General features: G+C 62.8%; 10 protein-coding genes and 1 riboswitch. Of the genes, 5 read left to right on the top strand and 5 right to left on the bottom strand.

The annotated features are described in order from the left end of the window. Positions 1-17: 17 nt before the first annotated feature. Positions 18-1469, bottom strand: coding sequence for a hypothetical protein (locus tag E4U03_RS01305; protein WP_135011192.1), 1452 nt, complete (start codon positions 1467-1469; stop codon positions 18-20). A 266-nt stretch (positions 1470-1735) separates the two neighbouring features. On the opposite strand from E4U03_RS01305, the gene E4U03_RS01300 reads away from it, so the two are divergent. From E4U03_RS01300 to E4U03_RS01290, 3 genes are all read left to right on the top strand, one after another. Beyond that, positions 1736-4102, top strand: coding sequence for a Tex family protein (locus E4U03_RS01300; protein WP_135011191.1), 2367 nt, complete (start codon positions 1736-1738; stop codon positions 4100-4102). 113 nt (positions 4103-4215) lie between these two features. Continuing rightward, positions 4216-5094: an aldo/keto reductase gene (locus tag E4U03_RS01295; RefSeq protein ID WP_135011190.1), complete on the top strand. Its 879-nt coding sequence runs from the start codon at positions 4216-4218 to the stop codon at positions 5092-5094. 54 nt (positions 5095-5148) lie between these two features. Continuing rightward, a complete protein-coding gene (locus tag E4U03_RS01290; protein ID WP_135011189.1) occupies positions 5149-5982 on the top strand; it encodes an aldo/keto reductase in 834 nt (277 codons plus the stop codon). Here the strand turns inward: E4U03_RS01290 and E4U03_RS01285 are convergent. The 3 genes from E4U03_RS01285 to E4U03_RS01275 are packed head-to-tail and all read right to left on the bottom strand — an operon-like array spanning position 5979 to position 10416. Further along, on the bottom strand, positions 5979-6440 hold the full coding sequence (locus E4U03_RS01285; protein ID WP_135011188.1) for a hypothetical protein: 462 nt from the start codon (positions 6438-6440) through the stop codon (positions 5979-5981). The genes E4U03_RS01290 and E4U03_RS01285 overlap by 4 nt on opposite strands. Positions 6441-6472: 32 nt before the next feature. After that, a complete protein-coding gene (locus E4U03_RS01280; protein ID WP_135011187.1) occupies positions 6473-6724 on the bottom strand; it encodes an MFS transporter in 252 nt (83 codons plus the stop codon). A gap of 2 nt (positions 6725-6726) precedes the next feature. Next, positions 6727-10416, bottom strand: coding sequence for a DEAD/DEAH box helicase (locus tag E4U03_RS01275; RefSeq protein ID WP_135011186.1), 3690 nt, complete (start codon positions 10414-10416; stop codon positions 6727-6729). Positions 10417-10566: 150 nt separating this feature from the next. Continuing rightward, positions 10567-10694, top strand: a riboswitch (SAM riboswitch). 35 nt (positions 10695-10729) lie between these two features. On the opposite strand from E4U03_RS01275, the gene E4U03_RS01270 reads away from it, so the two are divergent. Both E4U03_RS01270 and E4U03_RS01265 read left to right on the top strand, forming a co-directional pair. Then, complete coding sequence (locus tag E4U03_RS01270; RefSeq protein ID WP_083091505.1) at positions 10730-10945, top strand: nuclease PIN; 216 nt, start codon at positions 10730-10732, stop codon at positions 10943-10945. Next, positions 10942-11373 carry a plasmid stabilization protein gene (locus tag E4U03_RS01265; RefSeq protein ID WP_135011185.1) on the top strand — a complete coding sequence of 144 codons (432 nt, stop codon included), beginning with the start codon at positions 10942-10944 and terminating at the stop codon, positions 11371-11373. Before E4U03_RS01270 ends, E4U03_RS01265 begins: the two co-directional genes overlap by 4 nt. Positions 11374-11448: 75 nt before the next feature. Here E4U03_RS01265 and E4U03_RS01260 read toward each other — a convergent pair whose 3' ends face one another. Beyond that, positions 11449-12222: an SDR family NAD(P)-dependent oxidoreductase gene (locus E4U03_RS01260; protein WP_135011184.1), complete on the bottom strand. Its 774-nt coding sequence runs from the start codon at positions 12220-12222 to the stop codon at positions 11449-11451. Positions 12223-12319 lie beyond the last annotated feature (97 nt).

Below are 12319 nucleotides of genomic sequence, written 5' to 3'. Positions count from 1 at the left end.
CCGTAAGCTGGGGTGCTCTAGTCCAAATCCTCAATCACCACATAGCCGCTGCCAGTCACCGGCACCATGGGGATAGACCCGGTGCTGGGGTGGGCAGCATGAGCCGCGGGGCTACCTGTGGGGTCGTCCGACTGGAAGTAATCAGAGTGGTCACAGCCCATGCCCTCGCGCATGGCCTCAATAATGCCGTGCGCGGCGTCCTTGACCGACAGGAAGTTGCGGGTCCAGCGTCCGCCCGCTGCGGGCGTCCTCCAGCCTGCCCCCTCCAGAAACTCCGTATCAAGCTCTACCTCAATCAGGCCAAACTCTTCGGGTGACGTCAGTTCACAGAAGTAGCCTGCGGGGGAGCGCAGAATACTGACGTAGTTGGTGTAGTCCCCGGTGGCCACCACATCGGGGGAGATGTAGTACATGCGTAGGGAAAGGCTCCAGGGCAGCTCTTCCAGACGCTGCTCCATCACCGACATCAGCCCCTGCCAGGCGCGGGCCGAGCGCTCGCTATCGGTTAGGGGTTTGGGCCGCACCACGCCGATACCCTGGGCCTGGATATCTTCGATGTTAAGAGGCTCCGTGGGGTCCGCAGGGGGCTGGGCAACAGACCTGGCGGGTAGGGCCGGTGATCCCCCCATAGCCAGGGCATCGTTGAGCATCTGGCGGCCAGCCTGCAGGGCCAGGTGCCAGGAACCGTACTTGGCCCGGACCGCGCCCAGGCGGGGCACGCGTCCGCTCCGGGCCGGGTCCTCGGCCCAGCTGCCGTAGAGCAGCACCGAAGGCTTGCGGTCGTAGCGAATACAGTAGTTCAGGAACTCGCCCAGGGTGTTGCGGAAGGTACGCTCGCTCAGGCTGTGGGCCTCGAGTTTAATTCCCTGCCCCTCAGCATCCGGCGGGCAGGCCCCCACCTTGAGCAGGGCCTTGGACCAGGAACGGTCACCCAGACGGTCTTCAATCAGTGCCCGGGACGGGGGCCAGGAGAAATCCCCGCGAGAGATATGGGCAATCTCCTGCGGCAGGTTGGCGAGGAAGTCGTCGTAGGCTTGCTCTTCGAGCTCAGTGTAGGGGTGCTCCGCCATGTACTTGAGGGCCGCACCGATACGCCCGACAATTCCGGCAATTGCCTCAGCGGGCACCGCAAAGGACTCAAGCATGCGCGGAAGATCTTGGACGATGGTCGGGTCAAGGCCCACCGCCGCGTATTCATAGTCGGGTTCAAAATCAAAACTGACAGCTACCGCGTACCAGATAGCCGAGGCCATGAGCACATTCGAGTGAGTCTGCCCCTGGAAGCCGCCAAAGAGCCAGCGGCCGGAATGAACGGCCTGGTCCAGCAGGTCGCGGTCGATATCGGGGTAGAGCACGGACGCGCGGTGTACAGCTTCAGAGGAGGTCCAGCCCATGCGCGCGAGCCCGCCCAGCAGGGAGTCGTAGCGCTCGCAGAATTCGATGTAGGTAAGGTCGGTTGCCTCTGGCACGGTGGTTCTCCAAAGCAAGGGTCATACAAGATTGTGTTGGGGGTGAAAAAGTATTGGGAGTAGGCCTACCTAGACCGGCCCCCAGAATACCCCGTAGCACCACTTTAGGGGGTGCTACCCCTCCCTGACCACTGCAAGCGCAACTATTACATGCAGATGAACGGACGCCCGTACCCGGCTTGGGGGCCTTGGACGGCTGGGTTGCACCCCTGGCCGGTATGCCCTGCTGATCCCGGTAGCAAAACCGGTATGAGAAACTAGAAACTATGACACATGCAGGCGCGCTAGCAGATTTCCCCACCCCTCTTCCTCCTATTGAGGAACGTATCGCTGTAGAACTCGGTGCCCGGGCCGACCAGGTGCGCTCAGCTGTAGCCCTGCTCGATGACGGGGCCACCGTGCCCTTCATCGCCCGCTACCGCAAGGAAGCCACCGGCGGGCTGGACGACGCCCAACTGCGTACCCTGGCCGAACGCCTGCGTTACCTGCGGGAACTCGAAGAGCGCCGGGCAGCCATTATGCAGACCCTCCATGAACGCGCCCTGCTCACCGACGAGCTGGCCGCCGCGCTGGCGTCCGCCCCGACTAAAAATGAGCTCGAAGCGCTCTATGCCCCCCACAAGACTAAGCGCAAGACCCTGGCCTTTCTTGCCCGTGAGGCCGGGCTGGAGTCCCTGGTTGAAGACCTGCTTGAAGTCCCCTTCGCCCCCACTGCCGATATCGCTGATGCTTACGTTGAACCTGAACTGGCCGATGCTGAACCTGGTACCGTTGAGGCGACCGTAGCCTCGGTCGACAATGCCCTAGACGGGGCCCGGGCCATCCTGATTGAGCAGGCCATGACCGACCCCGCCCTGGCCGAAACCCTCCGCCAGCGTTTTGTGCGCCGCGGCGTCATCACCTCCCGCCTGATTCCCGGGCAGCAGGACGCCGGTGCCAAGTTCAGCGACTACTTCGAGTTCAACGAAGAAATCCGCCGCATCCCCTCCCACCGGGTGCTGGCCCTGCTCCGCGCCGAAAAAGAAGGCGCCGTTAAGGTCAGCTTCGATGTGGACGTGCTGCCCCCGGCCAAGTCCTCCCTCAAGGGAGCTGCCCGTGAAGCTGCCGAAATTCTGGCCGAAGAATACGACCGGGAGCGTAGCTGGTACGAACGCACCGTGGCTGAGGCCCTGGGGATCGGGGCTCAGGTGCTCAACATGGTCTCCGATGAAACCATGGTCGTCGGCTGGCTGGCCAAGACCGTGCGCATCGCCTGGCGCCAGCGGCTACTACCCCGCTTCGCCGCAGAAGCCCGAACCTCCCTCTTCGAACAGGCGGAAAAGGACGCCATCGCCGTCTTCGCCTCGAACCTGCGCGATGTGCTGCTGGCAGCACCCGCTGGCTCCCGCACCACCCTCGGGCTCGACCCCGGCCTACGCACCGGCGTTAAGGTCGCTGTCATCGGGCAGACCGGCCAGGTGCTGGCCACCGACGTCATCTACCCCCACGCCCCCCGAAACCAGTGGCAGGCGTCTCTCGATACCCTCACCCAGCTGGTGCAGGCCCACAGCGTAGAGCTCGTAGCCATCGGTAACGGAACCGCCAGCCGCGAAACCGACAAACTTGCCAGCGACCTCATCAAACAGTGCGCGGCTAACGGCTACCGCGGTCTTGAAAAAGTGGTGGTCTCCGAAGCGGGAGCCTCCGTCTACTCAGCCTCAGAACTGGCCAGTCGAGAACTACCCGGCATGGACGTCTCCCTGCGCGGGGCGGTCTCTATCGCCCGCCGCCTGCAGGACCCCCTGGCCGAACTGGTCAAAATCGAACCCCAATCCATCGGCGTCGGCCAGTACCAGCACGATGTTTCTCCGGCTGCCCTCACCCGTGCTCTTGACGGCGTGGTCGAAGACTCCGTCAACGCTGTGGGCGTACTTGTCAACTCAGCCTCCCCGGCTCTTCTTGCCCGGGTGGCGGGCTTCAACAAGACCATCGCCGAAAATATCGTTGCCTACCGCACTGAGCACGGCCCCTTCACCCGCCGCACCGACCTGCTCAAGGTGCCCCGTCTCGGCCTCAAGGCCTTCGAACAGGCAGCAGGCTTTGTCCGCATCACCGACGGCAGCGAACCCCTGGATGCCTCGGGCGTGCACCCCGAATCCTACGACCTTGCCCGCAAGATTGTGGCCGCAGCCGGCGGCTTCACCCAGGGTAAAGTTAGGGCAGAAGCCCTCGCTGCCCTCAGCCCGCGTGACTTCACCACAGCCACCGTCGGCCTACCCACCATCACCGACATCATCACCGAACTTTCTGCCCCCGGCCGAGACCCCCGCCCCACCTTCCGCACCGCCCGCTTCGAAGAGGGCATCGAAACGATCGCCGACCTTACCCCCGGCATGATTCTTGAAGGAACCGTCTCAAACGTCGCGGCCTTCGGCGCCTTCGTCGACATCGGTGTGCACCAGGACGGCCTAGTACACGTCTCGCAGATGAGCCGCGAGTTCGTCTCCGACCCCCACACCATCGTCAAATCCGGCGACATCGTGCAGGTGCGCGTGGTTGAAGCTGACCCCGCCCGCAAACGCATCTCCCTCTCCCTGCTCCTGGAAGAGTCAGAACCTAAGGCCCGTAAGACGAGCGGACGCCGGCGGCGCTAGTCAGGGCGGCAGGGTCAGGCTGCAGCTGCAACCAGCACCCTGAACGCCAGCCTCGCGCCAGCTGGCTGCCACCGCACCCCGCCCCTGCATTCTCCACAGCAAAGGACCTCACTATGAATCTGTCCCTGACCATGAACGATGGCCGCAGCATTCCCCAGCTGGGCTTTGGCACCTGCCGTATTGCACCGGCTGCCACCGCAGCAGCAGTAGCGACCGCCCTCGACACCGGCTACCGCCATATCGACACCGCCACCATCTACAAGAATGAAGCGGGAGTGGGGCAGGCTGTGGCCGAATCGAGCCTACCTCGCGCCGATCTCTTCATCACCACCAAGCTCTGGAACACTGACCAGGGCTACGACACCGCCATCGAAGCGGCCGAACGTTCCCTGGAACTTCTGGGCCTGGACTACCTCGACCTCTACCTCATTCACTGGGCCCAGCCTGGTCTTGGTCGCTATAGGGCCTCCTGGGAAGCCCTGGTCGAGCTGCGCGAGCGCGGGCTGGTATGCTCCATCGGCGTCTCCAACTTCACCGACACCCAGCTTGACCACATCATCGGCGACACCGGCGTCACCCCGGCGGTCAACCAGATTGAACTGCACCCCTACCTCACCCAAACCAGCATGCGGGCAGAAAACTCAGCCCGCGGCGTCCTCACCGAAGCCTGGAGCCCCCTCGGCAACGGCCTGGTGCTGACCGACCCCGTCCTGCAAGAGCTCGCAGCCCGCTGCGGTATCGGGGCAGCCGAACTGGTACTGGCCTGGCATCTGACCGTAGGTAACGTGGTTATCCCCAAGACCGAAACACCCGCCCGCATGGCCTCAAACCTGGCGGTGCAGGGCACGGAACTAACCCCTGACGAGATAACGGCTATCGAAGCTCTCAACCGCAACCACCGCCTCGGCGGCGACCCTGCCGAGGGCGACCTGGGCGCCCCCGAATACAGCGACCGGCGCACGTTCACCCCTACCGAACAGGCTAGGGGCTAATCAGAAGAGCGGACTAGAGTGGGGTATGACCGTGCATACTCGAAAGGAAAAACTATGACTGAGTCACCCCTTCTCACCTTCAACGACGGCAACAGCATTCCTCAGCTGGGCTACGGCGTCTGGCAGGTAGAAAACGACACCGCTGAAAAGGTCGTAGGCCTGGCCCTTGATGCTGGCTACCGCCACATCGACACCGCCAAAATCTACGGCAACGAAGAGGGGACCGGCAAGGCAATCGCTGACTCCGGCGTAGCCCGCGAGGACGTCTTCCTCACCACCAAGATCTGGAACGACGACCAGGGCTACGAGCAGACCCTCAAGGCAGCAGATGAGTCACTCGCCCGTCTGGGCACCGACTACGTCGATCTACTCCTGGTTCACTGGGCTAAGCCCTCCCAGGGCCTCTACACCGAGACTTGGAAGGCCCTCATCGAACTGCAGAAGCAGGGCAAAGCCAAGTCCATCGGCGTCTCTAACTTCCCCGAAGAGCAGCTGCGTGAAATTGTCGCCGAAACCGGTGTTGTGCCCGCTATCCACCAGATTGAGCTGCACCCCTACTTCGCCCAGGAGAACCTGCGTGAGGTCCACGCAGAACTGGGCATTGTCACCCAGGCATGGAGCCCCCTGGGCAACCGCTCCGACTTGCTGGATAACCCCGTGATTGGCGAAATTGCCAAGGCTCATGACGCCACCCCCGCCCAGGTTGTGCTGGCCTGGCACCGAGCCCACGGCATCGTTGCTATTCCCAAGTCGGTAACCCCCGAGCGTATTGTCTCTAACTTCGAGTCCCTAAAGGTGGCTCTGACCGGCGACGAGGTTTCAAAGATTGACGCGCTCTCATCAGCCGAAGGCCGCATCGGCCCCGACCCGGCAGATATCGACTTCTAGGAGTCAACGATAGGCTGCTGCCGTGTTTCGGGGATAGGCTCCGGCACATAGCGCCAGAGGGCAGGTGCCGCTAGCGTCGCTAGGGCGATGGTGACCATGACCAGGGTTCCGCCGATGACCGCAGCTAAGGGGGAGCCCACCAGCTCGGCGGCACCGCCCACAAAGGCCATGCCAAGGTTGGGGCCGCCCGCAACCGTGATGATGAAGAGCCCCTGCAGACGTCCGCGCAGGGCGTCTGCCCAGCCCATGAAAGCCAGGCTGAGCGGCAGCAGGTTTTCGGTGATAGAGGCGCTGGGTAGGCGCCCTTCATAAGCCCCGGCGATGAGCCCGAAGGCGATAAAGCCCAGCCCCCACCCGGTGTAGCTGAGGGTGAGGAAGCGCCCCTGGCGGCGGACGTCCTTGAGGAAGCCCGAGAAGGATACCCCGATCAGGGCACCTACGGGGCCGGCAGCTAGCAACAGGCCGGCTCCGGCTTCACCGCCGCCGAAAGTCAGGGCGGCCAGCGCCGGTCGTAGCGGTCGGCGATCACACCACCGTAGAGCCCGCCAATGACCAGGGGCACTACCGATACCAGACCCACCAGGCCCACGGCCCCGGCGGAGCCTGTGAGCGCGTAAATTTCGAGGGCGATTGCCACGCTGGTGATGGCAAAGCCGATGGTTGAGAAGAACCCTCCGAGCCAGATTCGCCTGAAATCGGGGGAGTAGGTGAGCGGGGTGAAGTCCATGAGAATCTTGCCCACGGTTAATCTCCTGTCTTCTCTGAGACGGTGCCCTGCCCGGTGTCCGGTTCTGGGGCAGCCAGCAGGTCGCGTATCTGGGCTGCGGTGAGTTGGGAGGCAAAGAAGGCCCCTTCATCGACTACCGCGTCGAAGAGGGCTGCCTTGGATTCTTTGAGTTCCATGACCTTCTCTTCGATGGTGCCCGCTGAGACCAGGCGGTAGACCATGACGTTCTTGGTTTGCCCGATGCGGTGCACGCGGTCGACGGCCTGCTGTTCGGCAGCCGGGTTCCACCAGGGGTCCATGATGAAGCAGTAGTCGGCGCTGGTCAGGTTCAGACCGAAGCCGCCTGCCTTGAGGGAGATCAGGAAGACGGGAGCGGTGCCCGACTCGAACTCTTCGAGCAGCTCCCCGCGGTTGTGGGTGGCCCCGTCCAGGTAGAGGAAGGGAATCCCCATGTCAGAGAGCCTGCCAGCGACCTTCTTGAGGTAGCCGGTGAACTGGCTGAAAATCAGGGCCCGGTGGCCGTCGTGGATAATTTCGGGTAGATTCTGCTCCAGGTAGTCCAGCTTGGACGACTCCACCCCGGCGTAGCGCTCGGCGTCGATCAGGGTGGCATCTAGCGCTAGGCAGCGCAGAGTGGTGAGGGACTGGAAGATGGTGAAGCGGTTCTTGTCGATGTCTTCCAACAGGCCCAGGATCTTCTGGCGCTCGCGCTGCAGGTGGGTGTCGTAGGCCCGGCGGTGGGCCGGGGCCAGAGGCACATCGATGCGCATATCGGTCTTCTCGGGCAGGTCGGCGGCTACCAGTTCTTTGGTGCGGCGCTTCATGAGCGGACGGATGCGGCGGCGCAGCCTGCCCAGGGCTTTGGTCTCTTCACCGGACTCGATGGGGGTGGCGTAGACGTCCTTGAAAACGCGGGCAGAGGGGAAGAGACCGGGAGCGGCGATGGAGAACATGGACCACAGTTCCATGAGATTGTTCTCCATAGGGGTGCCGGTCACCGCAATCTTGACGCGGGCAGGCAGGTCGCGGGCGGCCTGGTGGGCTTTAGTCTTAGCGTTTTTGACGAACTGGGCCTCATCGAGCACCAGCCCCTCGAAGGGCTGCTGGCTGCCTAAGTCAAAGTAGTGTTCTTCATCGATGCGGAAGAGGGCGTAGCTGGTCACTACCACGTCGGCCAAGGCGACGGTGTCGGCCAGGCGCTGCTTAGACTTCCGTACCGACTCTTCAACGCCGACGACCCGCAGGGAGGGGGCAAAGCGCTTGATTTCCCGCACCCAGTTGGGCACCACCGAGGTGGGGGCGACCACCAGGAAGGGGGCGGACGCGCCAGCTCCGGCTTCTGCCCCGCCCAGCTGACCGGCGGCGTCCTGCCTTTGTTCCTGGGCGTGTAGGAAGAGGGCGATGGTTTGCAGGGTTTTGCCCAGACCCATGTCATCGGCGAGCACACCGCCCAGTCCGTGCTCCCAGAGGAATGCTAGCCACTGGTAGCCCTCCACCTGGTAGGGGCGCAGGGTGGCCTGCAGGCCGGCGGGCACCTCAGCGGGGGAGTGACCATCGAGGTTGAGCAGGGCCGAAACCTGCTCGTCCCAGGTGGCTACGGCCTGGGTTTCGGCGGCCAGTTCTTCGAGTTCCTCCCACAGGCCTACCTGGTGGCGGTTAATTTCGAGCGGCCCGGTTTTATCGGTGAGCTGGGCGGCTTCACGCAGCAGCTCTTGTAATTTCATGAATTCGGGCCGGTCAAGGGCAAAGTATTGGCCGTTGCCCAGAAGCAGGTGGGTTTGGCCCTTGGCCAGGGCGGCAACGACCTCTGAAAAGGCTACGTGCCAGTCCCCGGCCTTGATAGCGACGCCCAACCCGAACCAGTCTCGGCGGCGGGTATCGTCCACCGTCACGATAATTTCGGGAGCTTCATCAAGCTCACGGAACTCAGGTTTTGGGCCCCTGATATCGACCCGCACACCCTCAATCTGCTCGTAGTCGGGCACATAGGTTTCGAGCAGGGTGCGGGTGCCCCAGTTCTCGGTGTAGTGGCGGGTGAAGGGTACGCCGGGGCGAATCTTTTTGACCTCTTTGAGCACCCGGTACTCGTGGGCGGTATCGCGCACATCGGCCCGGTCTTCGCCGGGGTAACCCAGGGCATCGAGCCTGAGAAAGTCGCTGTCGTCGCCGGTGGGGTTGACCGGGTACTCCCAGTGCCAGGCGGTGTGGGCGGTGAAGGGCGGGCCCGGCTCGTCAAAGGCAATGCTCAGCACCAGGGTGGGCATGCGGACGGCTGGCAGCTCTAGCTCTTCGCTGCTTGTTGAGATGGGCAGCGCCCGGGTGAGGGCAGGGTAGTAGTCGGCAAAAAAGGCGGGGACGTCGGCAGCCGGCACGGTGACCGGCTCCCCGGATATCAGGGACTCGGCAACCGCATCCAGCGGCTCAGCTAAGGGAATGAGCACCAGCTCGGAGTTGGCGGTGAGCCAGGAGGGGCGGTCAGCGGGCGCTACGTCCTCAGCCTGGGCCAAAGCCGAGGGCAGGGTGGAGTCCCAGCGGGCCGCGGACGCAGCCTTCACATAGGTCTCCTGGGCCGCCCCGCCCAGGGCGATAAAGCCCTGCCGGTTATTACCCAGCTTGTGGGTAAAACTAGCGGGCAGGGTGTAGGCCCCCCAGCGGAGCAGGGGAGTCAGACGCAGGGCATCGGCGGACGACCCCCGCTCGGGTACCGGTTCAAGGGCCAGCTCAACCTGGGGAGCACTTGCGATAGTCAGGCCGGTTTCTTTGCCGTCTAAGAGGATAGACAGGCCCACCTCGGTCGCAGATTCCAGCATCTGCCAGAGCAGGGAAGAATCCACATTCGAGATAGAAGCCCAGTCGCGGTGGGAAGAATAGATGGACTGGGAGCCCCGAATCACCGCGTAAAACTCATTGAACCAGGCCGCATGCTCAGGGAGCAGACAGGTTCCCGCCGACCCGGCGGCAGAGCCCGAAAACTTCTCCCAGCTCAAACCGCCCTTAATCCACTTGCTGCGGGCCCCCATCATCAGGGGCCGGGCTTCAAGCGATACGCGGGGCGCACCGATGTTCTTGGTCCACCCGTACTTACCGGGCACCATCAGGCGCAAATCAAGGGCACCGGTCACCCGGTGATTGCGGCTATCGTAGCTGGGGCGGGCAGCAAGAGAATGAGCCAGGAACCGCCGCCAAGCCGGTAAGGACTGCCCAACCCGCTCACCGGCGTCCGCCTGCTCCTCGGTACCGGCGCTTACCTGCTCGCCCCGGTGTTCCCGCAGCAAATCTGCAGCCCGCTGCAGGCCCACCGTATCGGCCATCTCCAGGATTTCCTGCACCTTCTCGTCGGTGCTCGCTGTGGTCTTCCAGGTACTTGAGGACGCCGTCATAGCCCGCTTGGCCTTGGCTGTACGGTCGATGGCGGTCAGCATCAGCGCCACCGCGTGCTTGCAGTTGTGGGCCACCGGGCAGGAACAGGTCGCCGAAAAAGCATAGGAGCCCGCAGCGACCTCCGCAGGGAAGGCCACCCGCGCGGTGTAGGGGGCAGAACCAGAGCCAGCCACCTGCCCCTCCAGTACCCGCGCCTGCTCGTCATAGGTGTAACGAATAACGTTACCCTCCCGCATATACCGCTGCCCCCGCGTGTAGGCACCAGAGCCCACCTGCCGAATAATGGCGGGGGCTGTCACCGGAATTTCAGGGAAAGAAGTAGACATAGGCGCACCTTCACAACAGAGCAAATACCTAGTCTTCTAGCGTATCGCACCGCCTTACCCACAGCGCCCACGGGCAGGTTCGTCACAGTAAGAAAAATTTCTGAGACCGGTGTTTACAGAAGCGCCAACAGCGGGTTATGCTTTTACCAGCTTCAAGAGATTCAACTGTCAAGCTCCGACTTTGGTTGAACGCCAACCCCATGTTCACGGGTGGCTCGGATGACGAAGCGGTCTGCATCGCGCATTTCGGCGCTGTTTGGTGCAGGCAAGAGCAAGTTTCGAAAGGAATGCGCACTTTACGCGCAACGACGGCATGTCAAACGCTCGACCTCACGCCCACCGTCCTCACATCACCGTTCAGAAGAACATCTCTGCTGCCTCTGTACCCGCCCGCGGCGGCTACACCGCAATGAGCATCCAGGACTACACCCGCATCTCCAACGAGCGCAGCGAATTCCTCAACTTCCTGCTGGCCCCCAACCCCAGCGGTATCCCTGCAACTGAGTACGGTGTTCTGAAAGCTGCATGAGCCAGATAGGTCTGCTTCTCGATTCCGATGTCCTTGCTGAGATCCGCAAGGCCACCCCGCACCCGCCGGTAGTGAACTGCCTGCGCCGCCGCTCCTACCGCACCATGTACATCTCGGTGCTCAGCCTCGGTGAGCTCAAGGGCCTCTACCCCTACCCTGAAACCGAACGCTGGCTCGCTGAGCTCATGGACCGCTTCGACTCCCACGTGCTAGAAGTCGATGCGAAGGTGTCACTGGAGTGGGCTGGCCGCCACGCCGAGAAGCACCTCCACCTGGTGGGTGGGCAGCGCCCCGCCCCCCTCGCCACAGCAGCCCTTGAGGGCCTGATGGCTGCCACAGCGACCGTCCACCAGCTTGAGATTATTTCGAGTAAGGCCGAGATTTATAAGTCCTGGGGCGTCCCGGCGGTGGATCCCTGGGAAGACTAACCCGAAAATTTCTGTGTACCCCGGTTTTTATCTGGGGTATTTGCACAAAAACCGGGGTACTAACTTATTAAGGTTCTAATAGTCTCGCGTTCTCGCTATCGCGGCTGCCACCAGCCGGCGGGGTAGCACCCGTGTGGCTGCGACCGTTAGTTTGTAAGGTAAGGACGGCACACAGGTCGGCTTACCTGCCGTGACCGCAGCGATACCTTCGGCGACAACCCGTTGGGGGCTCAGCCATAAAAAGTCCGGTAGGTGGGGCTCGCCCTGGCCCATGGTGTCGTGGAATTCCGACCGGGTTAGGCCCGGGCATAGGGCTGTCACATGGATACCCCGATGTGAATACTGCAGGTGGGCCGATTCTGAGGCCACCACTAGGAAACGTTTAACTGCCGAGTAGGTGCCGCCGGGGGTAAAGGCTGCCACCGAGGCGACGTTAATAATGCGGCCCCGCCCGCGCGGCAGCATGGCAACAATCGCCGTGTGCATGAGCTGGAGCGGAACCCTGGCCAGTACGTCGACCTGGTCTAGGTGGCGCTCTACGGGTGCTGCATCAAAGCTCTTGCCGAGCCCAAAACCCGCATTATTGACCAGTATCTCAACGGGGTGCTCAACCTGCTGTAGGCGCTCAACCAGGCGGGTGACGTCCTGCTCCACCAGCAAATCAGCAGGGATTACTTCAACGTCTACCGAGAATCTGTCGCGTAGCTGGCCTGCTAGGTCTTCTAGAGTCTCGGCCCGCCGGGCGGTGAGTACCAGGTTGTACCCGGCTGCTGCATACTGGCGGGCGAACTCGGCGCCGATACCTGCCGAAGCACCGGTGATCATCACATACGAAGTTTCACTGCTCATGGCTCCCACTCTACCGCCGGGGCGAGCTGGGCCGGTTATCTTCACCGCACTCTTACCCTGTTTACAGGCGTCATCAGGCACACAACAGAGAAACATG

Source organism: Rothia nasimurium (assembly GCF_004569295.1).
Classification (GTDB): Bacteria; Actinomycetota; Actinomycetes; order Actinomycetales; family Micrococcaceae; genus Rothia; species Rothia nasimurium_B.
The sequence above is the reverse complement of the archived record's forward strand: the minus strand, read 5'-3'. Positions and strand labels throughout refer to the sequence as shown.

Bases quoted from the DNA above. Each gene is read 5' to 3' on its own strand.
- E4U03_RS01270 (WP_083091505.1), top strand. From the start codon at position 10,730: ATGTCAAACGCTCGACCTCACGCCCACCGTCCTCACATCACCGTTCAG.
- E4U03_RS01260 (WP_135011184.1), bottom strand. From the start codon at position 12,222: ATGAGCAGTGAAACTTCGTATGTGATGATCACCGGTGCTTCGGCAGGT.
- E4U03_RS01275 (WP_135011186.1), bottom strand. From the start codon at position 10,416: ATGTCTACTTCTTTCCCTGAAATTCCGGTGACAGCCCCCGCCATTATT.
- E4U03_RS01265 (WP_135011185.1), top strand. From the start codon at position 10,942: ATGAGCCAGATAGGTCTGCTTCTCGATTCCGATGTCCTTGCTGAGATC.
- E4U03_RS01300 (WP_135011191.1), top strand. From the start codon at position 1,736: ATGACACATGCAGGCGCGCTAGCAGATTTCCCCACCCCTCTTCCTCCT.
- E4U03_RS01295 (WP_135011190.1), top strand. From the start codon at position 4,216: ATGAATCTGTCCCTGACCATGAACGATGGCCGCAGCATTCCCCAGCTG.
- E4U03_RS01290 (WP_135011189.1), top strand. From the start codon at position 5,149: ATGACTGAGTCACCCCTTCTCACCTTCAACGACGGCAACAGCATTCCT.